Below are 24,097 nucleotides of genomic sequence, written 5' to 3'. Positions count from 1 at the left end.
TTCCTTTTTCTTAATTTAATTTCAACAAGTTTTCATCGTGAAATGTGCAAAATCTCATATACTGTAACACCTTTATTTGTTACCATTTCAGGCTTCTCTTCATAAAACTCAAACCTACTGTATCCCCATTTATCCGGATTATAAACGATTACATTCCCTAAACACTTTTCATTGTTTTGTACATTTTCATTTATCGTGTTTAATTGAGTCCCAATCAACGTTTTACTTTGAGAAATACTTCCTGCATATTCAACAACATATCTACTTTTCTTAAATCCATCACTTAGATTAACAACTAACGGAACACCTATATGTATTTGTTGCCACCCAAACGATTGTAAAATATTATCGTAATACCCTTCAAAGGTAAATTTATTCATCCCTTCATGACCATTCCAAATATATAAAGGTGCATAGCAGTTATAAAAATTCCCGTCTTTCTCCGTTTCCGTAATTAAATAAGCTTTAAAATTTAGTTCTTAGAAACCATCAGTTTTATAGCCATTATCCTTTACCCTTTTCTTAATAATTTCCATGTCATAATCCTTTGGAAGAATGACCTTATATTGCATTCCAATCATGTTTATCACTCGCTTTCAATCTTATATACATTATGATAAATCGATAAGCGGCTAACGTAAAATAGGTATAAATTATGTTTGGTATCATTTATAATGATAGTGCATAAGGGGCTGAGATACATGGAAATAAATGATCTTATTATATTCAAAACTGTGGCCAGTGAGGGTTCTATTAGTAAAGCTGCTAAAGAGTTAGGATATGTTCAACCGAACGTAACTGAGCGAATCAAAAAATTAGAACAAGAATTAGAAACGCCTTTACTACATAGAGATAACAAAGGTGTTTCCTTGTTACCTGCTGGTGACATTTTATTAGATTACACGAATAAAATATTAACTCTATTAGAAGAAGTAAAAGATGAAATTAAAACGAGTGGTTCTTCTTATATAATAGCGACGTCACAATCTATTTTGACAAATTATTTAAGTAAGCGTATTAAAGTAAATTTCAGAAATTATCAAATATATGTAGAAAGTAGTAGTCATTTGCAAAAATTACTGCAGCAACAAAAAGTTGATATGGTCATAACTTATGAGGATTATCCTGACGCATCGTTTAAAAAAGTGTTCACAACCTCAATTTCTGTAGGCTTATTAAAAGCGAAAGAAAAATGTACCATTGATTATTTAAAAGAAATTTTCTTCGTTAGCAATGACAAAAAGTGCCCTTTTAGGAATAAGACAATACAATTTCTAAAAGAAAACAATCTATCTCAGCGACAACTTCAACAGTTGGATTCTTATTCGCTTATGGAAGAGTTTATTGCTGATGGAAAAGGAATAGCTTTTTTACCGATTAAAAATGATACATTAGTAATAATTGAAGATGTTCCCCTTGAGAATTTAGCTGTTCATTTTTTTACGAATCAAACCTTTATAAAGCATATCCCTGATGAACTATTTGATTAATAAAATGACTTTGATTACAAACTTTTTTCAAAATAAAAATCCCTCTTTAACGAATATAAAAGAGGGATTTTTATTTTGTATACAATTGATTTTTCACACGTTTTGCTCCACTTCTGTACTTTTCTCCTTTTTATTCCTTTTAAAACTCTTCAATTTCTTAACCGTCCCAACAAATCCTTTCGGAAAAACGAGTAGCACGATAATATACAATAAACCTAGAATAATCGTCCATCTTTCAAAAATCGGATATTCCTTCGCTAGTTCTGATAAATAATATTTTAGGGATTCAATAATCCCAGATCCAGCAATAGCTCCAATTAATGTTCCGACTCCTCCAATCATTGTCATCAAGAGTGCATTTAGTGTCATTTCAATTGAAAATACAGTCGTATTGACAAAGCGTAATGTAATAACAAATAAACCACCACTAATCGAAGCTACTACTCCTGCCACAATACTAGCAATAATTTTATACTGAAGAACTTTATATCCTAGCGCTTCAACACGTTGCTCATTTTGTGAAATTGCCTTTAATACTTTTCCAATAGAAGATTTAGTGAAAAGACGTAACAGAATAAAAATGACAATTAAACATATAAGTGTTACATAATAAAAGGTAAAACGATCACGGAATATTTCTGGTACCCCAAATGTAAAACCATCTCCTCCGTGAGTAAGCCCACGCCATTTTTCAGCAAGTACGAAAAACAACTGTGAAATAGCAAGTGTTAACATTGCATAAAAATGACTTTTCAATCGTAAAGAAAGCAAACCAATTATATAACTAACGATTGCTGAAACGATAATTGCAGCTACTATTCCAATTAAAAAGTTCGTTATTGATACGCCTTGTCGATCAAATAAAAGCGCTACCCCATATGCTCCTATCCCAAAGAACATACAATGACCGAACGATACAATTCCTGTATACCCAAGCAATACATCAAAACTCATTGCAAAAATAGCAAAGATGAAGATTTGAGTGAACAAAATTAACAGGCTCCGTGAATCATTTACGAACGGAAATACACTTAAACAAATGAGCATACATACTCCGGAGTATACTTTAATTCGGTCCGATGTGTTGTTCACCATTTCACCCCTTTTCACCAACAAGTCCAGTTGGCTTCATTATTAAGAAAAATAGTAACATTAACATATTAATTGCAAGTGATAAATCTGGTATAAAATACGCTGTAAAAGCACCAGCTAATCCGACAATTAAAGAAGCCATAGCTGAACCTTGTACGCTTCCTAATCCACCGATAATTACTACTATAAATGCTAAAATTGCATACTGCATGCCCATCTCGGCGAAAATAACGCCCGAATACGGTGCTAATAAGAATCCTCCCAAAGCTGCCATCCCTGCCCCTAATAAAAAGACGAAAGAAAATATCGCTTTTACATTAATACCAAGCGCTTGAACCATTTCTTTATCCATTACACCTGCACGGATCATAAGACCTATCTTCGTCTTTTTGAGTAATAGTAGTAGTGCAATGTAAATAATTATCCCAATCAAAATAACAAATAGACGATATTTAATTAATATAATACCTCCGAATGTAAAACTTCCTTGTAACCATAACGGTAATTTTGCACTAATAGGGTTTGGCCCCCAAAATATTTTAATACACTCACTAAGAACGAGCATTCCTCCAAGCGTAACGAGCAGCTGTCGAACATGATTTCCATATACCGGTCTAATAAGAAACCTTTCTAAAATAAATCCTAGGAACATTCCCATGGCTACTGCTCCAACTAAAGCTAATATATAACTTCCTGTCATATTAAATAACCAAACACCTGTAAATGCTCCCCATGCAAATAAACCACCGTGTGCAAAGTTTAAAACGCTCATTAGACCGAAAATAAGTGAAAGACCTGATGCTAACAAAAAAATGAGCATCCCTGTTGAAATCCCATTTACAAATAAATTTATTAACACATCCATCCTTTTCACCTCGGATTCATGTTAAGAGATTCCTAAATATTTATGACACATTTCCTTATCCTTTTTTAATTCATTCATAAAACCGTTATGAACAATTCGTCCGTTATCCATAATGTAAAAATAATCGCCAATTTGACTAGCCATCATAAAATTTTGCTCAACAAGTAAAACTGTTGTTTTCTCTTTCATCTTCAAAATAGCTACCATTAATTTCTCCACCATTATCGGGGATAGCCCTTTGCTCGGTTCATCAATAAGTAATAATCCATCACTATTAATAAACGCTCTTGAAATAGCCAACATTTGCTTTTGCCCTCCGCTCAAGAGCCCACTTTTCTTATTCCAAAACTGCTTTAAATCCGGAAATAGTTCCAGCATCCACTCTATTTTCCCTTCTACTTCTTCACCTTTTCCCCTAGCAAGAGCGAATGTTTCTTCTACTGTCAAATCATGAAAAATACCTTGATTTTCTGGTACATACCCTATTCCTTTCCTTGAAATTAAATGTGTAGGTAATCCACTTACTTTTGCACTATCATAATAAATTTGACCATCTGTAATCCGGTGAAACCCCATAACTGAACGTAATGTCGTTGTTTTCCCTGCCCCGTTTCTACCAAACAGTACAGTAATCGTCCCTTTCTCAACAGTAAGAGATACTCCTTGCAAAATATGAAACTGATCTAAATACGTTTCTATATTATTCACTTGTAATAGTGCCACTATATAATCCCCCTAAATAAGCACTTTGTACACGCTCATCTTTCATAATTTCTTCTGGCAATCCTTCAGCCAATAACTCTCCATGAAATAAAACGATAAGATGATCTGACAAACCTAGTATCATATCCATTTTGTGTTCGATAAGTACAATTGTGCTCTCTGGATGTTTCTTAATATTTTCAATCACTTGTAATATAGCAGGGACTTCCTCAACCGAAATACCTGCCGTCGGCTCATCAAGTAATAACACATCCGTTTTTAAAGCTAATAACATCGCAAGTTCTAGCTTTCTTTTCTCTCCATGTGCCAAATCTTTCGCTAATACGTTCTCTTTCTCGTGAAGTAATACTGTTTTTAAGAAACGTCTCGCCTCTCCAACTTGTTGCTTTAATTTTGCTGGATTCGGGAAAAAGCTATAGTAATCTTGTACGAATGATTGAACACTTAAACGGACATTTTCAAGTACCGTTAATTCTGGGAATATGTTTGTAAGCTGAAAAGAGCGACCGATTCCTAAGCGTGTTCGATCTGAAATCGATAGTTTTGTAATATCTTGCCCTTTAAAATACACTTCACCTGTTGTGGGTGAAATCTGTCCACTTAGTAAATTAAATAATGTTGTCTTCCCCGCACCATTTGGCCCGATAATAGAAATGAGTTTTCCTTTTTGGACAGTTAAATTTACATCTTTAATAACATGATCTTCACCAAAAGATACGCTAAGATTTTTCGTCTCTAACAAATGTGTCACGAAATCCCCTCCCTTTAAAGCCGTGAGTATGAAAGAAATATGTATAAAGAGGGTCCCCCCTCTTTATACAAAAAACAACAGAAAATTCAGTCTATTTATTTTGAACTGGTGGTTCTGTTTCTTTCATCGTTAATTCTCGCTCTAACACTGGCACCGGATAATCAACACCGTCTTGCTTTTTCAATGTGATAGAATACAGTGTCTGCATCGCTTGGTGATCCTTCTCTCTAAACTTCATCTTTCCTTTTGGTGTATCAAATTCCATTCCTTCCATTTTCTTAATCAAGGTATCTACATCTGTATCACCTTTTGTTTTCTTTAAGGCTTCTACAATAGAAATTGCTGCTGACATTCCTCCCGCTGTAAACAAATCTGGCACTGCACCATTAAAACGTTTTTTATGCTCTTCAACTAGCCAATCATTCACTTTATTTTTTGGAAGTGTGTGATAATATACAGAAAAACCTTGCATACCTACTAATGCATCCATTGTTTTTAATGCTGGTATATCTGGCGCACCTGTAGAAATTTTAATACCTTGCGCTTCCACATTCATATCTTTCAACTGTTTCCAAGGTGAATTTGCCCCTGCCCAAACGATAAATAAATAATCTGGTTTTGAACTAATGATATTTTGAATATTCGCTGTAAAATCTGTTGAATTTGTATCCGCGTATTGCTCATTCACAATGTTCGCACCTAATTTTTTCGCACCCGCTTTAAATGCAGCAATCCCTTCACGACCAAAAGCGTTATCTGGGGCAAATGTCGCAATCTTTACATCTTTTTTCGCAATTGCTGCTCCTGCAATCGCATCTTGTGAGGAACTTCTTCCAGTTCTAAAAATATATTTATTCCAGTTCTTCCCGGTAATACTATCCGCAACTGCCGGTTCTACAACCATAATCTTTTCATATTCTTCTGCCAGTGGTAAAACCGCTAACGTATCACTTGAACTAGACGATCCAACTAAAAAATCAACTTTCTCTTCTTCTAATAACTTCGTAGCTTTCTTCACTGCTACATCCGCTTTCGTTTCTGTATCTTCTACAACAAACTTAATCTTTTTCCCATCTACTTTCCCAGTCCCACCAGTTGCATAGTCTAACCCTAATTCAAATCCGTTCACTGTTTGTTTTCCATACGATTCTAGCGGTCCTGTTAAAGAAGCAAGGACTCCTACCTTAATCGTTTTTTCATCTTCTGTACTTGTTTTCTTTCCTGAACAAGCTGCCGTTATTAATAACGAACCTAAAACACAACCAGTAAACATTGTCTTTAGCCACTTACGTTTTTTCATCGACATTGTGATCCTCCCCATACTTTACTTTCTGATAGAATCAAACACGCCAAAATCCCCTGTCCGTAATCATGACTAACTAATACGATAGATAATGGAAAACTCTTGTAGTACCCTCTACATTCGGCACAAATATATAATCACCTTCCTATGTAATGGAAACGGACATACAATCAATATATATTCTGCAATCCAATTGAAAATACTGTTTCATTTTAGTAATGGCCATACAAAAAGACTAACTTATTTTTTAAGTTAGTCTTTTCACCTTAATTAGAGTTAAGTTCTACTTTCTCTAACCCTTCAGCCAATCGTTTCTTATCTATTCCTTCTCCAATTACTACTAAGTTTGTTGGGAAACCGAAATCTTGTTCCAGTAAAGTCGGTACTCCGAACGAATATTGGAATAGGTGAGGGTATTTATCTCCATGGAATTTCACAAAGCCTTTCACTCGATAAATACTATCTGGTAAATTCGAAAGCCATTCATATAATTTGTCTTGATCAATCGGTTTCGTAAATTGATACGTCATCGTTTGTATATGTAAATGCTGTTTAACGTGTAGTGTCTCATGTTCCTCATCATTTGGAAATTCTGCTTCTTCTATATCTTTTAAAGATATATTACAATACTTTGTCTCATACATTTTCGCATGATCATTTATTGTCTTTACTTCTTCAAGTACTATGTTCTTATCTTCATCTGTTAGTAAATCTGCTTTATTAACAAGAATGTGACTACCAAATTTCAGTTGCTCATGCAATAGCTGTTGTACATTTGCACTTAATATACTTTTGTTTAACCACCTTACTGCATCTAAAACGACTACAATTGATTTCACTTCCAGGAAAGGAGCTAAAATTGGCGAGACACACGCGTCTAACACTTCAATTGGATGCGCAACACCTGTCGTTTCTATATAAATGACATCTGGTCTTTCTTGTTGGTATAACGAATGTAATTGTATTTCAAGCTCTTCTTTTAACGTACAACAAATACAGCCTTTAAGAAGTTCTCTTAAAACATTCTCTTTTCCAATAATATCTGTATCTACCGAGTATTCACCAATTTCATTCATTAATACTGCAACTTTTCTATTCTTCTTTTTCTCTGCTAACAATAAATTTTGTAATAATGTTGATTTTCCACTACCTAAAAAACCACCTAATATATGAATCTCCACTTTATTCATTCAACCGACCATCCATTTCTTTACTTCAAATGTATTCAAAGCGTAATAATTACGATTTATATTTATCATTTTATTAAAAGAATGACCATTTGTAAATATAAGAGATTCACTGTTCATTTACTTCATATGCAACTCTTACTCCAGACTCAATTGCCCCTTGCATCCATCCATGTGTTAATGTCGTATGCTCTCCTGCAAAATGTACTTTTCCAGATGGTGGTGTAATATACGGAAATAACTCGAGCTCTTGGCCTGGTTCGAAAGCTGTAAATGCACCGCAAGAATACGGATTTTTACTCCAGCTAAAAGATGTTCCAGTGACAAACTCACTATAGACGATGTCACCATATATTTCCGCTAAATTTTTTAATGCGTAACGAATACGATCTCTTTGCGGGAGACTATCCCATGTTAACGCCTCATCTGCCCACGTATAACTTGCTATTACGATAGCTGGTCCTGGAGTATGAATGCCATAACTCGGATAGTATGTAAACCGTATCGGTAAATCAGTAATAGATTTACCGCCACACTGTCCCGCTTTCTCCCAAAATCTACTTTTAAACTCTATTGCAATTTTAGTTGCAGCAATATAATTTAATTCACGAATTGCTCTTTTTTTAAAATAAGAGAATAAATAGTATGGCTGAACTTCTACAAATCTTAACGCTGAAAATGGAATTGTAATAATAGCAAAATCACTTGTTATTGTAAATTGCTCTAACGTTTGTTCATGATTTCCTTGTAACATTACTTTATTATCTTCTTGTATAATTTTATCAACCTTATATGGCATTAAAATATGTTCTCTTAATTGTGGTAAGAATGCATTCGATAACTTATCCATTCCACCAGTTATTTCATAATATTTTGTCGTTGAAGTAAAGAAAATCATTTCACGTAATACTTCAATTAAGGACATTCCCATATAAGCTTCCATATCAAGAAGTACCCCAATCATATCTATTGCACCATCTGAATAATACTCCATTAAAAATAAACCAAGCGAATACGTTTTATACTTTTTTTCAACGATAAGCCAGTTTTTATCAGGATCCTTCTTAATATAATTTAGTATTGGTTCTAATACCTCAATCATTAGCTCTTCTGCCGTTTTTCCTCTTTCTTTATCCAAAACCGGATATTCAAGTACACTTGGATCATTTTCAAACACATTCAATCTCGTTTGAATGTTATTCGTATAAATGATATCTGCAAAAGTTTTATTTATAAAAAGGTTTAAAGGTAGTTTAAATTTATGAATATACGCTAAGGTTAACTTATGGGTGTCAGGGATTCTCATCGGTCCCGCATTAAAATATAAACCCACACTAAATGGTTCCCGAATCGTATACACCCTGCCACCTATTCTGTTATTTGCTTCTATAATCGTTACTTCGTGCCCAGCCTCTTTTAATAAAGAACCTGCAACTAATCCAGAAATCCCTGCACCTGCAATCGTAATCCGTTTTGGGTTATTCTTTTTGACAAGCCCTGCATGAATAATATGAAGCATTTCTTCCATTGCTAATGGGTTCCCCATGCCATTTCCCCTTTTACAAAGGATTTTACTGAATTATATTCGGTTCACTGAATTCCTATGTTTTGTTCGCGGATTTGCACGGATACATTTTCAAATACTTGAATATCTTTTATAAAATGTAATAAACTAGATATGACTCTATAGAAGTAAGACGTATTATCTTACATAATAAAATCAATGAAATTGCGAGGAATTTTGAAATGAAAAAAGGTATTAACCGTGTTGTATTAGTAGGAACAGGAGCAGTTGGATGTAGTTATGCTTACTGCATGATTAACCAAGCCGTAGCTGAAGAATTTGTTTTAGTCGATGTAAATGAGGCAAAAGCTGAAGGGGAGGCAATGGATTTAAGTCATGCTGTTCCATTCGCACCAGCTCCAACTAGAGTATGGAAAGGCAGCTACGAAGATTGTAAAGATGCTGACCTTGTAGTTATTACAGCTGGATTACCACAAAAACCAGGCGAAACACGTTTAGATTTAGTTGAGAAAAACGCTAAAATCTTTAAACAAATCGTTCGCAGTATTATGGATAGCGGATTTGATGGCATCTTCTTAATCGCAACAAACCCTGTAGATATTTTAACTTACGTAACTTGGAAAGAATCTGGTTTACCGAAAGAACGTGTAATCGGTTCTGGTACAACGCTTGATTCTGCTCGTTTCCGCTATATGTTAGGTGAGTACTTCGATATTGGTCCACACAACATTCACGCTTATATTATCGGAGAACACGGCGATACTGAACTTCCTGTTTGGAGTCATGTTTCCGTTGGTATCCAAAAACTACAAACACTGCTTGAAAAAGACAACACGTATAATCAAGAAGATTTAGACAAAATTTTCATAAACGTCCGTGATGCAGCTTACCATATTATTGAGCGTAAAGGCGCAACTTATTATGGTATCGGTATGTCACTTCTACGTGTTACAAAAGCAATTTTAAACGACGAAAATAGTGTATTAACTGTATCAGCTTACTTAGAAGGTCAATATGGTCAAAAAGATGTTTATATCGGGGTGCCTGCTGTTTTAAATCGCGGCGGTGTTCGTGAAATTTTAGAGGTTGAATTAAGTGAAGAAGAAGAATTAAAATTCGATCACTCTGTTCAAGTATTAAAAGAAACAATGGCTCCGGTTCTTTAATTAAGATAAAAAAGCAATCCAATTTATTTTGGATTGCTTTTTTATCTTAATTATCCCCTATGACCTTTTAATGATTTTCTATCATTTCTTATTTTTTAGTCGCATCCTCATTATTTATATCAAGTACATCTAATAAAAAGATAAAGATTGGTATCCCGATAATAAGCCCCCATATTCCGAGGAAATGCTCTGAGAAGATGAGAATCATAAATGTATAAAAGATTGGTAAATTTGTTTTTGCAGACATAAACTTCGGATTTAAAAAATAACTTTCAAGAGCGTGGATTACTGTTATGAACACGAGTATGTATACTACGTACATAACTCCGCCTACGTTGTAAGCAATGATACAAAGTGGAAACAAAGAAATAATCACACCTGCAACAGGAATCAACCCTAGTAAGAAAACCATAACAGCTAATACAAGTAGCTGTGGAAATCCTAAAACAATTAATGCAATGACAGTAAGAATACAATTTACAACGGCAATTAAAAACTGAGCTTCAATTACTTTTCCGAACGATCTTGCAAATCTTTCACCAAAATATGCAATTTCCTCATAAAAGATTTTTAACTTACTATCTTTAAACTTAGATGTAAATGTAATAATACGCTCTTTTTCTAATAAGAAAAATAAGCTTAAAATTAGAGATAATAATATTTGTAAACTTACCTTCCCTATATTTGCTATTGATTGATATATAACATCTACACCTTGTTCTATATATTTTGATACTTCCATCCCATTAATTGTCGAAAGTACATATTTAACGATTTCATTATCAGGTGGATTTTGAAAAAACAGTTTAAATTGATAAATTAATTGTGAAATTTGTATCGTCAGCACAGGTAAATATTTATATAACGTTGTGCCTATAAAGGAAACTAGTATTATATACAAACATGCAATAACAATTTTCCGGTTTACTTTCAATTTTCTTGAAATAAAACGTTGAAATCGATCCATTAAAAACGTCAGTATAAACGTAATTAATATTAAATTGATCATACTTTTTAATGCATATAATACAAGCGCTACTATTATTAAAACGAGAAACCGTTGAAACCCTCTACTTCGAAAAAAACTCTTTACTTCATTCATTAAAAATTAACCTCCCCCTTCAATGGATGGAAATTGAATATATTACATTTTATGAACTCCTATAGACAATCTTTCTTACTAATTAAGAAGAATCCTTTTTTTCTTTTCATATTGTTAGATTCGTTTAACTGGAATCCACCAACATATTTCGGTGGACTCCAGTTATTTTTCATATAATCTTTTTATAAACTAGGTGATTTTCTATTTTTAGACTGCTGTTCATACGCATATCCCATATTGAAAAGCTCTCTTTCACCAAACTGTTTCCCTACAAACACTACACCGATTGGTTCTCCATTTTTATCATATCCAGCAGGAACCGCTAATTCCGGATAACCAGCTACAGCTGATAGAAGAACTTCATCGTTATTAATCATAACTAGAGCATCCAAACCTTGTTCTACTAAATACCTATCTAGCTCTTTTTTTGCATTTGCTTGACTCGTTTGTACTACGTTTTCGAACTCTTCTTTCGTTATAGCAGATTTTTCAGACCCCTCAATTAATGTTTGTCCGTACTTTATTCGTCTTTTACTATCCTTTTTATTAAACGCTAAAATCTCTTCTAACGATTTTACCGGTACATTCTTTTGCTGTGAAAGATAGTCGTTTACATTATGCTTGAACTCATATTCTAAAGTTTGCAAATTATCTACACCCCCATTGTTTAACTGAATATAATCAGTCAATATTGCACCTGCATCTTGAAGGTCTTTTTTTATTTTTTCTGCTACTGTTTTTCTATTTTCATCTTGTTGGTCTACAGAAAAAAGAAGCCCTATCTTTTTCCTTTTTAATCCATCTATTGATAAATCCTTTGTATAATTAATTCTTTCTATATCTTTCATTTTTTCTGTCATAACATCTTTTTCGTCATAACCTATCATTGCATTAAATAACGTTGCTGCATCTTTTACTGTTCTTGCCATAGGTCCTGCTGTATCAAGAGTTTCAGCTAATGGAATAATTCCTGTTCTACTTACCATACCTAAAGATGGACGTAACCCAACTACTGATTGCTGCGCCGCTGGTGCAACAATCGATCCCGTCGTTTCTGTTCCAATTGCAAGCGGCGCAAAATCCGCCGCAACTACTGTAGCAGATCCTGAACTTGATCCTGAAGTATCGAATGTAATCGGACCGTACGGGTTTAAATTTTGTCCTTTTTTCCCGCTATACCCGCTTGGCATTGTAAAAGATAAATAGTTCGCCCACTCAGACATATTCGCTTTTCCTAAAACAAATGCTCCTTCTTCTTTCAACTGCTTCACAATTGTTGCGTCTTGATCTGCAATCCAATCTTTTAATACATAAGTTCCTGCACTAGTCGGCATCACTTTTTCCGTCTGTACATTATCTTTTACAACGACAGGAATACCATATAAATTCGAATTTTTGTTTCTACCCCGCTCTTGATCTAACTTTCTTGCTTCTTCCATCGCATTAGGATTTATCTCTGTAACAGAATTTAATGTTATTCCATTTTGATCATGTTCTTGTATTCTAAAGAGATAAATACTCGTTAATTCTTCATATGACAACTTTCCATCATCAATCATTTTTTGAAGCTCATCTACAGTCGCATTTACGACTTCTTTTTCTTTTATCTTTACATTTTCTATATTGATTCCTTTAAGCTGATTATGTATCGGTTGTAGCACTCTTTCTTTATCATATACAATACGCTCAGGTTCCTTTGGAAAATAATTTTTATACACGTAATATCCGCCGGCACACGCTAATAAGACAATGCCTCCAGTGATAGACAGCGTTACCTTTACCCATTTCTTCATGTTGCTTCCTCCACTCTATAAGATGCTTAGCTATACAAAAAAGAGAGTTACCTTTTACTTAACTCTCTCCAATCAAAATGCTAAATGAAAAAATGAAAGATTTCAATCTAATTACTTCTTTTTTTGCATTTGCTTTGCTAACATTTCTTTCACTTGATTATACGTTAATCCTGAATTTTTATTTAAACGCTTTACTTCCTCAACATCAGTACCTACCACTGTATACTTTTTCTCATCATTCATTTTTCTAATTCCCTTCTCACCGGATTATTTCTTATATTTCTTCCCTAAATGCACATAAATTAACACCACTACAAAAAAGGAAGCTGTTTTTCAGCACAGCTTCCTTCTCGTTACATATTGTATTTCTTAATAAAATTTCACTACATCTTCAGTAGGCAAGAACGTTCTTTCTGCTGGTTGTTCGTTTGGTTCACCAAATGGCATTTGACCTACTAAGCTCCACTCTGCTGGAATGTTCCAAGTTTCTTTCACTTCAGCATCTACGATTGGGTTGTAATGTTGTAATGACGCTCCAATTCCTTCAGCAGATAATAGCATCCACACAGTATGTTGTAACATCGCATTTCCTTGATGAGACCAGAATGGGAACTGATCTTTATATAATGGCGCATTTTCTTGCATTTTTTGTACAGTTGCTTGATCTTCAAAGAATAGAACTGTTCCTACACCTGCATGGAAGCCTTTTAGTCTTTCTACAGTCGCTTCAAAGTTTTCTGCTGGTACGCGAGCTCTTAGTGTTTCTTTAACAATATCCCAAAACTTTTCATGCTCTCCATCCATTAATACAACCATACGACCACTTTGCATATTGAAAGATGTTGGTGCGTGTAAAGCTGTTTTTAACACTTCTTCAATTCTTTCTTTCGTAATTGCATCGTTTTTTGCTACTTTACGAATTGAACGGCGATTCACAATTGCTTCTTTTAAGTTTGTTGTAGTTGCTGACATTTTAATTCCTCCAAATGTTTGTTTTATAATTTATTTTGTTATTTCATAACAAGCGAATTAGCAATATCCATCGGTATTACATTGCATACCTTCAAATGAATTTGTTTTATCCTTTTCAATTTCTTTATCAATGACCCTTTCTAGTGTTTCTTTACTAGCAAGCCCTTGAATGACTTCATCTCCAATCATGACAGTTGGAACAGCCATAATATTCGCTTCATCATATGCGTGTTGAATTGCTTCTTGATGCTTTTCTTTATATTTACGAATTACTAAAGCATCTTTAAATTCCGCCTCAGGAAGTCCTACTTCTACCGCTAATTTTGTTAACACATCAATATCTTCAATGTTTTGCTCTTCTTGGAAAAATGCTGTGAATACGCGGTGATGATACTCATTACCTAGTCCACGTTCTTTCGCAAATTGACATCCTTCGAAAGCTAAATGTGTATATGGATGTGGTGAAACACGTGGCAAGCGCATATCAATTCCTAACTTCTTCGCTGTCGGAAGAATGAAAGCATCCCATGAACCTAATTTTTCTGGTTCATTCCATGGATCTATTTTTGAATATGGACTTGGACGTAATTCAAATGGCATCCATTCAATCTCTACATCTTTCTCTTTCGCTACCTCATCTAATGGACCTTTTGCTAAAAAACAAAACGGACATATAAAATCTGAGTATACTTTCATTTTTACAGTCATAACTTTTACACCTTACCTTTATTGTTGTAATCAAATCAGTTACATTAATGACAAAAAAATATAAATAGGATTTAAGCATTCATTTTTTCTTGCAAAGTTTCAAACAACTGCCCCATTGTAATATTTCTCAAAACTTCTTCCATCGCGGATTGTGCTTGAATTAAAATAATTTCTAACACCGCTTGAATATTCGCCCCAATTGGACAATCTGGATTCGGTTGCTCGTGAATATGAAATAGCTTGTCTTCTTCGACTACGTTCACTGCATGATACACATCTAACAATGTGATTTCATATAAATCCTTTAGTAATCCCGCGCCACCCGGTCCACGATTTACGTAAACAAAGCCAGCTTGTTTCAAGTACGACATGATTTTACGAATGACTACTGGATTTGTATTGACACTCTCAGCCATATAGTCTGAAGTACAAAGTGAAGATGGATTGTTTTTCAAAATAGATAAAATATGAACAGCTATGGAAAAGCGGCTACTAATTTTCATCGTAATCACCACCTCGATGTAATCATTATAGTTACAACTAAAAAATAAGTCAATCCTTTTCATAGATTTTTTATAAGTAAATTAAAAAGTGTCCCATTATGATATATGAGACACCTCTTTTTATTCTGCAAATAGCGATTGAAATTCTTCAATAAATAGCTGCACAGCGATTGAAGAATCCTTTAATGAAGGAACAGCTAAAGCAATTTCTCTCCATACTTGTGGTTCCAATTCTCTCGTTTGCACATTTTTTGGTAAATTCGTTAAAGATAATTCAGCTAATATTGCAATGCCCAATCCTTCTTGAATCATATTTAAAGCTGTAGTAACTGTCGAAATTACATATTCAGCCCGAAGTGGTACGTTTGCTTGTTTAAACATATCAATAATGGGTGGTTCGTATCCACCCTTACATAATATGATCGGTTCATTCTCTAAATCACAAATTGTAAGAGCGTCCTTCTTACAGAGAGGATGATCCTCTCTTAAGATAGCAACCATTTTCCCCTTCGTTAATGGAACAATCTCCATATCTTTATTAGGCAAAATAACAATTCCTATATCAATAACCCTCGATACTAACCAATCTTCAACTTCTTTAATCGTTCCTTCAGAAAGAACGACTTCTAAGTTCGGATACTTCTCCTTAAAAAGGTTTATCATTTTGGGTAAGAAATGTGCAGAAGCGCTCGGAAAACTCCCAATTCGAATCGTCCCAACTTCGTGCCCTTTCTCCATCGCAACTTCTTGTTCAATCTTCTCTACACCGTTCAAAATCTCTCTAATATGTACAAGAATTCTGTTTCCTACATCCGTAACAATTAATCCTTTTCGTTTATCACGTATAAGAATCGTAACTCCTATCTCTGACTCAATACTTGAAATCGCATGACTAACAGCTGGCTGCGTCATATTTAACACCCGAGCTGCCTTCGTAAAACTACCTAACTCAACGGTTTTTATTAATACTTGCAGTTGTGTAATGGTCATAACTAATCACTTATACTCCCCATAAAAAAGATTCATTTTATTTATTACAGTCGATATCATATCATAGTGAAATGAATAACAACAAGGAGGTCTTACCGTGACACAGCTTTCTCGAACTAAGACGGCCATAATCCTTACCTTTCTCGTTTTCATGTGGGGAATCAATTGGCCTTTATCTAAGTTTGCCCTGCATTATACACCACCCGTTTTATTTGCAGGCGTTCGAACTTTAATTGGAGGATTCATTTTACTCCTTTTCGCATTACCGAAATACAAAGAGTTACACTTAAAAGAAACTTGGCATTTATACGTTATTTCTTCTTTACTTAACATCATTATATTTTACGGATTACAAACTGTAGGCCTTCAATATATGCCAGCTGGGTTATTTTCCGCCATTGTATTTCTACAACCTGTTTTACTCGGCATTTTCTCATGGATTTGGCTTGAAGAATCTATGTACGGCTTAAAAATTTTTGGGCTTGTTCTTGGATTTATTGGCGTGGGTGTCATTAGCTCTAGTAGTTTAACTGGACATATCTCTATTATCGGAATCCTTCTCGCGATAGGATGCGCTATTGGCTGGGCACTTGGAACAGTATTTATTAAGAAGACTGGGCACCGCGTTAATTCCATTTGGATGGTAACACTTCAGCTCATTATTGGCGGGCTTTGCTTAATTGGATTTGGTTCAGAGTTTGAAAGCTGGTCTAGTATCGCTTGGAGTATACCATTTGTTAGCGTACTTCTCTTTATTTCGTTCTTCGTTATTGCAATGGGGTGGCTTGCATACTTCACACTTGTTGGAGCTGGTGAAGCAAGTAAAGTTGGGGCTTATACATTCCTCATTCCACTAATCGCTATTATTGTAAGTTCAATTTTCTTACATGAGGCCATTACAATGAGCTTATTTATTGGGCTATTATTTATTGTTGTGAGCATTTGTTTTGTAAATATAAAACCAAAAGCACTTGCTATAAGGCAGCAAGTTGAATTGAAATAAACGTAAGAAAGAGCCTACTGTTTGTAGGCTCTTTCTTACGTCTTACTTTTTACGACGTACTACAAAAACACACGCACCAACCGACGATACAATCGCCAAAATAGATAAGACAATCGCTATTACTTGCATATTACTAGTGCCTTCATTCTTTTCTACACTAGACACTTCACCATGTTCTCCTGTTAATGACGTACCTTTTGCAATTGTAGTAAGTGAATGTGGTTTTTCAGCTTTTTCATCGCCTGTCCATTCAACAATTTCTCCATCTTTATATTGTTGATATGCGTCCCAAGCTATTTTTTGCTCTTTATCCGGATTTTTAGCGACGAAAGTAAATCGTTGGAATTGACCGGTTAAAATCCCTTCTCCTGTCGCTTCCCATACTACAGTTTTCACTTTTCCAGCACTATCTTTTTGCGCTTCCACTTTCCACCCTGGCACTGGCTCATACTGTTGAAACTCAACGCCAGACGGTATTTTTAGTGTGACTTTTGTTGTTGCTATATTTTTTTCAACTGGTACCTTTATTGTGTAAGTCTCCCATGAATTAACATCAGAAGTTTCTGGCTTTACCGTCACATGAGCACTAACAGGTAACGAAAAGATTCCCATTGCAATTATTGTTGCGATCATTGTTGTTCCTAATTTTTTTATACGTTTCATTTTCTATTAACTCCCTTTCATCTATAACGCCTCTTTATCTGCCACCTACAATAAATTTATAATCTGTATCGAAGCTATCCAGAGATTTTGTTAATCCATGAACATGTATATTCCAGTTTCCTGTCATGTTAATATACATACCTTCTGCTTCATATTCTCCCGGTGAAACTGCTGAAACTTTAAATGAACCTTTTCCCATATTCATATCTAATGATTGAGTAGTTAAAATAATTTGCTCCATATCAGTAACAGGTTGTCCGTTTTCATCCTTTAAAGTAATATGAAATGTATTTTGTCCTACTTTATTAGGACTTACATGTAAAGTAAGTTCATACCCATTATCCAGTTGCTTACTTTCTGTAAAAGGTCCAGTAGGAGGCATCGGTGGTGTTTGTACGTTTGTCATAAAAGCTACGATGACAAAAATGATAATTCCGATGATAAACTCTACTTTCACCGTAGCGCCTAATCCCTTCTGCGCTCTCATTTTCCCTTTCACATAATGTACAATTCCCAATATCCCCATGAAAATGAATAAAAGTATTTTTGCTAATAAAGCTAATCCATACTTCGTATCAAATAAAGAGTGGATTGTTGGAATAAAAAATGTACTGTTAAAAAGACCTGTTATTAAAATCACGATGACAGCACCTGTTGCCCACGGTGAAAAACGCTTAATCATATCCCAATACATACTCCACTTGTCATCCTCTTTACGTAAAAGAAGAATAATGGATGATAGACCGCCAATCCATAATGAAGCTGCAAATAAATGCAGAAAATCCATAACGACAGCAATCTCTTTAAACTTCAAACCATATGCATGACTATTAAAGGCTTTCATAACAAGTATCCCGATAAACAATACTATTGGAATACTCCATACTTTAAACGACGATAGCTTCCCACACTTCATCGCAAAATACGTAACAATTATAAGTGAACTAATAAGAACCATTTGAGTAATCCATACATATCCAAAAACAGAAAGCTGTAACGTTTCTTTTAAGAGTAAAGGATTGAATGCTTCTAGCCATGAAACATCTGCATTTATTTTTGCTTGTAGTGGTAGATTGAATAACAAGCTAATAAATATCCCAAATAAGGAAATCCATATTATGTTCTTACTCCTTGATCGAACCGAGGTTGCATTCCCTTTATACATAATAAGATTAAAGAATAGCACTCCTATAAATAGTGAGAAACTTGTATATAGAACCCCACGTTCCATAATCATATCTATTTGCGGGACATACCCCATCTCTTCTACTTGTACATCATCTGCTCCCGCTTCCGCTGACCCAATTCGGAACGGAATAACTCCTTGAATTGGATGTCCATCAGCTGAAATCACTTTCCACTGAATAGAGTAGAGTCCGTTTTTCAGATTTTCTTTTAACCCTGCTTCTAATAGTTTTTTGTTTTTTTTATCAATATGAGCATCTTTCAAATCGACCCTTTTACCTGATGTATCCCTCACGTACAATGTATTAAAACTTGAAACTTGTATGTCCTCATCGAATTCGATTTTCACAACAGATGGTGCCTTCTTCAAAGTTTCATTTTCAACAGGGTTTGATTTCACAACGTACGCATGAGCAGATGTACTTTTCGGTATCGATATGATAAGCACACATGCAATTAATAACCATGTCCCTAACTTTCTCATTACTTTCACAATCACTTCACTTCTTTCTTACTCATCGCTATACTTCCATTCCTTTAACTTTCCAAGTTTGATTATCGGGCGAAATATTAACCTTATTAAATATAATCTTCTATACAGTATAACTATTTATTTCTCTCTCACCTCTAAACTTCCAATATAATAGTAACTACCTTCATAGATACTACTTACATTTTTAAAGTCGATTGTTATTATATCATAAAATATATTTACGTAAGTTCCTGAAGAAGAAAAGTTATCGTGAATCATTTGTGAAGAAAGTGTGAAATACATAAATAAAAAGGTATTACGTTATTACGTAACACCTTTTAAAAAATATCCCTCTTCTATTTCTCTTCCGGATAATCACAATACTCTATGATTGTTCCCTCTGTATCCGCTGGGTTAAGATAGATTAATCTTCTGCCGTGTTTATTAATTCGAAGTGTATGCTTTAACGTTCGAATACCTTGTTCTTTCAATTCCTCTAAAGCCACATCTAAATCATCTACTCGATACGCAACGTGATGAACACCTTTACCTTTTTGTTTAATAAAACGGGCAATTGGAGATGTCGTATTATTCGTCGGTGCAAGTAATTCAATTCTATCTCCATCCACTTCAAGAATGGCTACTTCGCTTTCCACACCAGGAGCTTCACTTACGTAACGATCTATTAAAGTTCCTAGTAACACATTTTCATAAAAACGTATCGTACTATCTATATCACGAACTGCGATTCCGATATGATCAATTGTTTTTTTCATTTTATTTCCCCTACTACTTTATTTTTTCTCATTATTAATAGTAACAAAAAAAGCTATAGAAACAAGTCTATAACTTTTTTTATTTAACCTATTTTCTTATCTGCTCTAGTTGCTGGTTGAACTTGGTTTTTCACTTTTAAAATGCTAATGCCATATCCGATAAATCCACCGATAATCGCTGGGAAGATCCAGCCTAGTCCTACTTCCTGCATCGGAAGGAATTTAGTGAACACTTGGCTTACTACTTCAATGTTAACTCCAGCTGCACTTAATCCATCGAATAAGCTGATGATAAATGTTACGATCAAGCTTACTTGATAAACTTCCGCTCTTCCTTTAAATAATGAATGGAAGAATGTTAAGAAAATCAATACGATTGCTAGTGGATAAATTGCTGTTAATACTGGAACAGAAACTGCGATTAATTGTGTTAATCCTACGTTTGCAACAATGGCACTAAATACACAGAGCGTGATTGCAATTGCTTTGTAAGGAACATTTGGGAATAACTTATGGAAGAATGAAGAACATGCTGATACAAGTCCCACACTAGTTGTTAAACACGCTACTGTAATCATTAATCCTAATAATACTCCGCCGTATGATCCAAAATAGTAGTTAGAAACTTTCGCTAATACTTCTCCACCGTTCTCTAAATGTCCAAGCTTTGCAACACTTGAAGCACCCATATAAGAAAGAGCTGTATAGATAATTGCTAAAATAGATGCTGCAATTATGGTCGCTTTTGCACAAACGACCATAATTTGTGTTTTCGTTTTTGCACCTTTTTCTTTAATTGCATTAATGATAATAATCCCGAATACGAATGATGCGAGCGTATCCATCGTTAAGTATCCTTCTTGGAATCCTTTAAAGAATGCATGTGATGTATAAGCTTCCACTGGTGCTTGCATATCTCCAATCGGATGTATAAAAGCAACGATTACTAAAATACCGATGAAAGTCAACTTAATTGGCGTTAAAATTTTTCCAACAATATCGACAATTTTCGCGGGATTTAGCGAAAAAAAACAAGTGATGCTAAAGAATATAATTGTGAAAAGAATTAAAGGTGTAGAACCTACTCCCTCTGGCATAAACGGCTTAAGACCAATTTCATAAGATACATTTCCTGTTCTCGGTATTGCAAATAACGGACCGATCGCTAAGTATAAAACTGTTGTAAACACAATCCCGAACACTGGGTGAGCGCGACTTGCTAATGACTGCAAATCATCTTTACCTGAAAAACCAAATGCTAGTACACCTAGTAATGGTAGTCCAACACCAGTTACTAAAAATCCAGCGTTAGCAATCCATACATTCTCTCCTGCTGATTGACCAAGCATCGCTGGGAAAATTAAATTTCCCGCTCCAAAAAATAGTGCAAATAACATTAATCCAATAACTACTATGAACGAAAACGGTACTTTATTCGCCATAATATAACCCCCATTCAAATTTCCTTATCTCATTTTCCAATTTTAACTAATTGAATTTTCTGAATATTTAATTTAAGTATCAACTATTCTTGAACTCATTATAGTTTGCTATATAATATTTTGCAATACTATTTTCGAACTTTTCTTTTATTTTATAAATATACATTTTTTAACATGAAAAATAGACTAAAAAACCAACATGGTCATCCATGTTGGTTTTTCCATTTACTATCATGAATTAAAATTTCGCTGCTACTTTTTTAACGTTTTCTAGACCTTCTTCAACAATTTGTTGTGAACGATCTGGATATTGATTGTGCCCTTCAATTACAACTGTCTCTGGATTTGTAATTCCCCAGAATCCAAGTACAGTTGTTACGTAATTAACTGCCATTTCCATAGGAGCCATTTGTTCTGAAGAGTAATCTGAACCACGAGCACCTAACACAACTACTTTTTTACCACCAACTAAACCTTCTGGGCCATTTGCTGTATATTTAAACGTTTTTCCAGCTTGAGATAAGTATGAAATATATGTGATTAATGGTGCTGGTACTGTAAAGTTCCATAATGGGAATGCAAATACAACCTTATCAGCTTCTAAAAACTGATTTAAATATTGATCTACTGTAGCAACTGCCTTCTCTTCTTCAGCTGTTAACTCCATGCCTTGGCTACGTTTATATCCACCTGAAATCGCGATATTTCCGTAATAAGGAAGATCTAATGCAAATAAATCTAATTCCGTAATTTCTGTATTTGGATTTGCTTCTTTATAAGTACTTACAAATGTTTCATACATTTTTGAACTAACTGCTTGCTCCGCTGGACGATCGTTTGCTTTTACAAATAATACTTTTGACATTTTTTTATTCCCCTCTACATTCTTATTTTCTTCTTTTTTACCAAATAACGAGCTAAATAATCCCATTTTCTTCACCTAAACTTTCTTATCATATTCATTATTCATCATCATAAAAATTCTTATTCTAATAAAAAGTTCCAATTGATACCTTAAGTAAAGCCAATCAAAACTTTTTGTTATTTAATTACCTTATGTAAGTGATTGTAATATATCAACTTACTTTAGTCAAGTAACTTTTAATAAAAAACAAAATCTCAATTTAAAAATATTAACTAAAATACAATTGAACACCAAATACATCTTTATTACTTGTATAATAAACTTAGAGAGGAAAATTCATATATAGAAAGGATTTATTCATGAGCACTATAGAAAAGATTCAAACTTTTATTATTCTTTTTGCTGTTACATGCGGCATCGTACTCGGACAATTTAATATGATACATACGTATTCAGACAAGTTTATTGTTCCCTTCTTATTTTTTATGCTATATGGATTATTCCTCAGCATCCCATTAAAAGAAATAAAAAACGGATTTCGCAATTTAAAATTTGCTGGAACAAGTCTTACTATTAACTTCTTATGGACACCTTTACTCGCTTGGGGGTTAGGGGCACTATTTCTTTCAGATCATCCAGCACTTTGGGTTGGATTTATAATGTTAATGGTTACTCCATGCACAGATTGGTACTTAATCTTTACTGAAATAGCGAAAGGAAATGTAGCACTTTCTACTGCAATTTTACCTGTAAATTTAATTTTGCAAGTTCTACTCCTTCCAATTTATTTATTTTTATTTGCTGGTGTCATGAAAACTGTAGCGGTTTTTGTTTTAGTAGAAAGTATTGTTATCGTAATCGTCTTACCATTTATACTTGCACACGCTACAAAATTCATTATGAATAAAATGAAAAAAGCTGAAACTCTCGAGAATAAACTCATTCCGTTTTTCAGCTCTGCTCAAATTGTATTTTTAAGTTTAGCAATAGTAGCGATGTTTGCATCACAAGGTAAATATTTACTGCAAAATATGAATGTCGTTTTATTATTACTCGTTCCTGTTCTATTGTTCTTCATCATTAATTTTTTACTAGGACAATTTATCGGGCGCATGATGCATTTATCTTACAAAGATACAGTAAGTCTAAGCTTAACAACGTTAGCAAGAAACTCACCTGTTGCACTCGCTATCGCTGTGACCGCTTTTCCAGATGAGCCTCTTATCGCACTTGCACTCGTTATTGGACCATTGATTGAGTTACCAGTACTAGCTGGTGTGTCACAAGTTTTGTTGCTTATTAAGAAAAAACGGCAATACGCATAATAAAAAACGTCCCATTTTGGGACGTTTTTTATTATGGAAAGATTACATACAACACTTATTTCTTATTTATCATTACAAATGAAATTACCGAAACTACAAACATAATAATACCAATTATAATAAAGTGAAACTTTAATCATTGGGGGTTTTGTTCATCCCCCAATGATTATTAGCCCTCACCACTCCCGCATTAACA

The 24,097-nt window shown here is 34.2% G+C and carries 24 protein-coding genes and 1 pseudogene; 4 read left to right on the top strand and 21 right to left on the bottom strand.

Annotated elements, in window-relative coordinates; all coding sequences use genetic code 11:
• Positions 1-32 precede the first annotated feature (32 nt).
• A pseudogene (locus NZ044_RS09630) lies at positions 33-581 on the bottom strand (DUF4865 family protein).
• 120 nt (positions 582-701) lie between these two features.
• Here NZ044_RS09630 and NZ044_RS09625 point away from each other — a divergent pair.
• Entirely contained in the window at positions 702-1,490 is a 789-nt protein-coding gene (locus NZ044_RS09625; RefSeq protein ID WP_000404993.1) for a LysR family transcriptional regulator, read from the top strand.
• Between the two features lie 93 nt (positions 1,491-1,583).
• Here the strand turns inward: NZ044_RS09625 and NZ044_RS09620 are convergent, their stop codons facing one another.
• The 8 genes from NZ044_RS09620 to NZ044_RS09585 form a co-directional block, all read right to left on the bottom strand.
• Positions 1,584-2,537, bottom strand: a complete 954-nt coding sequence (locus NZ044_RS09620) for a branched-chain amino acid ABC transporter permease (protein WP_118961893.1) — start codon at positions 2,535-2,537, stop codon at positions 1,584-1,586.
• A 49-nt stretch (positions 2,538-2,586) separates the two neighbouring features.
• A complete protein-coding gene (locus tag NZ044_RS09615) occupies positions 2,587-3,447 on the bottom strand; it encodes a branched-chain amino acid ABC transporter permease (RefSeq protein ID WP_086389927.1) in 861 nt (286 codons plus the stop codon).
• A 21-nt stretch (positions 3,448-3,468) separates the two neighbouring features.
• Positions 3,469-4,170, bottom strand: a complete 702-nt coding sequence (locus NZ044_RS09610; RefSeq protein ID WP_001196715.1) for an ABC transporter ATP-binding protein — start codon at positions 4,168-4,170, stop codon at positions 3,469-3,471.
• The gene (locus tag NZ044_RS09605) at positions 4,148-4,921 is read right to left on the bottom strand and encodes an ABC transporter ATP-binding protein (protein WP_000149309.1); all 774 of its coding nucleotides are present in this window, start codon (positions 4,919-4,921) and stop codon (positions 4,148-4,150) included. The genes NZ044_RS09610 and NZ044_RS09605 overlap by 23 nt, the downstream gene beginning before the upstream one ends.
• Before the next feature lie 91 nt (positions 4,922-5,012).
• Entirely contained in the window at positions 5,013-6,227 is a 1,215-nt protein-coding gene (locus tag NZ044_RS09600) for a substrate-binding domain-containing protein (protein ID WP_253621451.1), read from the bottom strand.
• A gap of 263 nt (positions 6,228-6,490) precedes the next feature.
• Complete coding sequence (locus NZ044_RS09595; protein WP_001044926.1) at positions 6,491-7,414, bottom strand: CobW family GTP-binding protein; 924 nt, start codon at positions 7,412-7,414, stop codon at positions 6,491-6,493.
• Positions 7,415-7,531, bottom strand: a complete 117-nt coding sequence (locus tag NZ044_RS09590; RefSeq protein ID WP_001987043.1) for a hypothetical protein — start codon at positions 7,529-7,531, stop codon at positions 7,415-7,417.
• Positions 7,521-8,957, bottom strand: coding sequence for a flavin monoamine oxidase family protein (locus tag NZ044_RS09585; RefSeq protein ID WP_000527999.1), 1,437 nt, complete (start codon positions 8,955-8,957; stop codon positions 7,521-7,523). Before NZ044_RS09585 ends, NZ044_RS09590 begins: the two co-directional genes overlap by 11 nt.
• Before the next feature lie 200 nt (positions 8,958-9,157).
• On the opposite strand from NZ044_RS09585, the gene NZ044_RS09580 reads away from it, so the two are divergent.
• Complete coding sequence (locus NZ044_RS09580; RefSeq protein ID WP_000715322.1) at positions 9,158-10,102, top strand: L-lactate dehydrogenase; 945 nt, start codon at positions 9,158-9,160, stop codon at positions 10,100-10,102.
• An 88-nt stretch (positions 10,103-10,190) separates the two neighbouring features.
• Here the strand turns inward: NZ044_RS09580 and NZ044_RS09575 are convergent, their stop codons facing one another.
• The 7 genes from NZ044_RS09575 to NZ044_RS09545 form a co-directional block, all read right to left on the bottom strand.
• Positions 10,191-11,204 carry an AI-2E family transporter gene (locus NZ044_RS09575; RefSeq protein ID WP_001006602.1) on the bottom strand — a complete coding sequence of 338 codons (1,014 nt, stop codon included), beginning with the start codon at positions 11,202-11,204 and terminating at the stop codon, positions 10,191-10,193.
• A 182-nt stretch (positions 11,205-11,386) separates the two neighbouring features.
• A complete protein-coding gene (locus NZ044_RS09570) occupies positions 11,387-12,997 on the bottom strand; it encodes an amidase family protein (protein WP_098506300.1) in 1,611 nt (536 codons plus the stop codon).
• 111 nt (positions 12,998-13,108) lie between these two features.
• Positions 13,109-13,240, bottom strand: a complete 132-nt coding sequence (locus tag NZ044_RS09565) for a hypothetical protein (protein ID WP_000997344.1) — start codon at positions 13,238-13,240, stop codon at positions 13,109-13,111.
• 126 nt (positions 13,241-13,366) lie between these two features.
• On the bottom strand, positions 13,367-13,969 hold the full coding sequence (locus NZ044_RS09560; RefSeq protein ID WP_001277013.1) for a nitroreductase family protein: 603 nt from the start codon (positions 13,967-13,969) through the stop codon (positions 13,367-13,369).
• 57 nt (positions 13,970-14,026) lie between these two features.
• Positions 14,027-14,677, bottom strand: a complete 651-nt coding sequence (locus NZ044_RS09555; protein ID WP_000216666.1) for a DsbA family oxidoreductase — start codon at positions 14,675-14,677, stop codon at positions 14,027-14,029.
• A 71-nt stretch (positions 14,678-14,748) separates the two neighbouring features.
• On the bottom strand, positions 14,749-15,180 hold the full coding sequence (locus NZ044_RS09550; RefSeq protein WP_000704085.1) for an Rrf2 family transcriptional regulator: 432 nt from the start codon (positions 15,178-15,180) through the stop codon (positions 14,749-14,751).
• Positions 15,181-15,300: 120 nt separating this feature from the next.
• On the bottom strand, positions 15,301-16,170 hold the full coding sequence (locus NZ044_RS09545) for a LysR family transcriptional regulator (protein ID WP_118961891.1): 870 nt from the start codon (positions 16,168-16,170) through the stop codon (positions 15,301-15,303).
• 97 nt (positions 16,171-16,267) lie between these two features.
• Between NZ044_RS09545 and NZ044_RS09540 the strand changes: the two genes are divergently transcribed.
• Positions 16,268-17,173 carry a DMT family transporter gene (locus NZ044_RS09540; protein ID WP_000192804.1) on the top strand — a complete coding sequence of 302 codons (906 nt, stop codon included), beginning with the start codon at positions 16,268-16,270 and terminating at the stop codon, positions 17,171-17,173.
• Between the two features lie 42 nt (positions 17,174-17,215).
• On the opposite strand, the gene NZ044_RS09535 is transcribed toward NZ044_RS09540, so the two are convergent.
• From NZ044_RS09535 to NZ044_RS09515, 5 genes are all read right to left on the bottom strand, one after another.
• Positions 17,216-17,836, bottom strand: coding sequence for a YcnI family copper-binding membrane protein (locus NZ044_RS09535; RefSeq protein ID WP_000821388.1), 621 nt, complete (start codon positions 17,834-17,836; stop codon positions 17,216-17,218).
• 34 nt (positions 17,837-17,870) lie between these two features.
• Complete coding sequence (locus NZ044_RS09530; RefSeq protein WP_002083252.1) at positions 17,871-19,520, bottom strand: copper resistance CopC/CopD family protein; 1,650 nt, start codon at positions 19,518-19,520, stop codon at positions 17,871-17,873.
• 329 nt (positions 19,521-19,849) lie between these two features.
• A complete protein-coding gene (locus NZ044_RS09525) occupies positions 19,850-20,269 on the bottom strand; it encodes a VOC family protein (protein ID WP_000750851.1) in 420 nt (139 codons plus the stop codon).
• A gap of 83 nt (positions 20,270-20,352) precedes the next feature.
• On the bottom strand, positions 20,353-21,711 hold the full coding sequence (gene brnQ, locus NZ044_RS09520; RefSeq protein ID WP_001284783.1) for a branched-chain amino acid transport system II carrier protein: 1,359 nt from the start codon (positions 21,709-21,711) through the stop codon (positions 20,353-20,355).
• A 238-nt stretch (positions 21,712-21,949) separates the two neighbouring features.
• Positions 21,950-22,642, bottom strand: coding sequence for an FMN-dependent NADH-azoreductase (locus NZ044_RS09515; protein ID WP_000522502.1), 693 nt, complete (start codon positions 22,640-22,642; stop codon positions 21,950-21,952).
• Between the two features lie 293 nt (positions 22,643-22,935).
• Between NZ044_RS09515 and NZ044_RS09510 the strand changes: the two genes are divergently transcribed.
• Positions 22,936-23,901: an arsenic resistance protein gene (locus NZ044_RS09510; protein ID WP_000103813.1), complete on the top strand. Its 966-nt coding sequence runs from the start codon at positions 22,936-22,938 to the stop codon at positions 23,899-23,901.
• Positions 23,902-24,097 lie beyond the last annotated feature (196 nt).

The sequence above is a fragment of the Bacillus sp. FSL K6-1338 genome (assembly GCF_038006965.1).
GTDB lineage: Bacteria > Bacillota > Bacilli > Bacillales > Bacillaceae_G > Bacillus_A > Bacillus_A thuringiensis_S.
This window is presented reverse-complemented; position numbering and strand designations above follow the sequence as displayed.

Bases quoted from the DNA above. Each gene is read 5' to 3' on its own strand.
- NZ044_RS09625 (WP_000404993.1), top strand. From the start codon at position 702: ATGGAAATAAATGATCTTATTATATTCAAAACTGTGGCCAGTGAGGGT.
- NZ044_RS09620 (WP_118961893.1), bottom strand. From the start codon at position 2,537: ATGCTCATTTGTTTAAGTGTATTTCCGTTCGTAAATGATTCACGGAGC.
- NZ044_RS09615 (WP_086389927.1), bottom strand. From the start codon at position 3,447: ATGGATGTGTTAATAAATTTATTTGTAAATGGGATTTCAACAGGGATG.
- NZ044_RS09600 (WP_253621451.1), bottom strand. From the start codon at position 6,227: ATGTCGATGAAAAAACGTAAGTGGCTAAAGACAATGTTTACTGGTTGT.
- NZ044_RS09595 (WP_001044926.1), bottom strand. From the start codon at position 7,414: ATGAATAAAGTGGAGATTCATATATTAGGTGGTTTTTTAGGTAGTGGA.
- NZ044_RS09590 (WP_001987043.1), bottom strand. From the start codon at position 7,531: ATGAACAGTGAATCTCTTATATTTACAAATGGTCATTCTTTTAATAAA.
- NZ044_RS09585 (WP_000527999.1), bottom strand. From the start codon at position 8,957: ATGGGGAACCCATTAGCAATGGAAGAAATGCTTCATATTATTCATGCA.
- NZ044_RS09580 (WP_000715322.1), top strand. From the start codon at position 9,158: ATGAAAAAAGGTATTAACCGTGTTGTATTAGTAGGAACAGGAGCAGTT.
- NZ044_RS09575 (WP_001006602.1), bottom strand. From the start codon at position 11,204: ATGAATGAAGTAAAGAGTTTTTTTCGAAGTAGAGGGTTTCAACGGTTT.
- NZ044_RS09570 (WP_098506300.1), bottom strand. From the start codon at position 12,997: ATGAAGAAATGGGTAAAGGTAACGCTGTCTATCACTGGAGGCATTGTC.
- NZ044_RS09565 (WP_000997344.1), bottom strand. From the start codon at position 13,240: ATGAATGATGAGAAAAAGTATACAGTGGTAGGTACTGATGTTGAGGAA.
- NZ044_RS09560 (WP_001277013.1), bottom strand. From the start codon at position 13,969: ATGTCAGCAACTACAACAAACTTAAAAGAAGCAATTGTGAATCGCCGT.
- NZ044_RS09555 (WP_000216666.1), bottom strand. From the start codon at position 14,677: ATGACTGTAAAAATGAAAGTATACTCAGATTTTATATGTCCGTTTTGT.
- NZ044_RS09550 (WP_000704085.1), bottom strand. From the start codon at position 15,180: ATGAAAATTAGTAGCCGCTTTTCCATAGCTGTTCATATTTTATCTATT.
- NZ044_RS09545 (WP_118961891.1), bottom strand. From the start codon at position 16,170: ATGACCATTACACAACTGCAAGTATTAATAAAAACCGTTGAGTTAGGT.
- NZ044_RS09535 (WP_000821388.1), bottom strand. From the start codon at position 17,836: ATGAAACGTATAAAAAAATTAGGAACAACAATGATCGCAACAATAATT.
- NZ044_RS09525 (WP_000750851.1), bottom strand. From the start codon at position 20,269: ATGAAAAAAACAATTGATCATATCGGAATCGCAGTTCGTGATATAGAT.
- brnQ (WP_001284783.1), bottom strand. From the start codon at position 21,711: ATGGCGAATAAAGTACCGTTTTCGTTCATAGTAGTTATTGGATTAATG.
- NZ044_RS09515 (WP_000522502.1), bottom strand. From the start codon at position 22,642: ATGGGATTATTTAGCTCGTTATTTGGTAAAAAAGAAGAAAATAAGAAT.
- NZ044_RS09510 (WP_000103813.1), top strand. From the start codon at position 22,936: ATGAGCACTATAGAAAAGATTCAAACTTTTATTATTCTTTTTGCTGTT.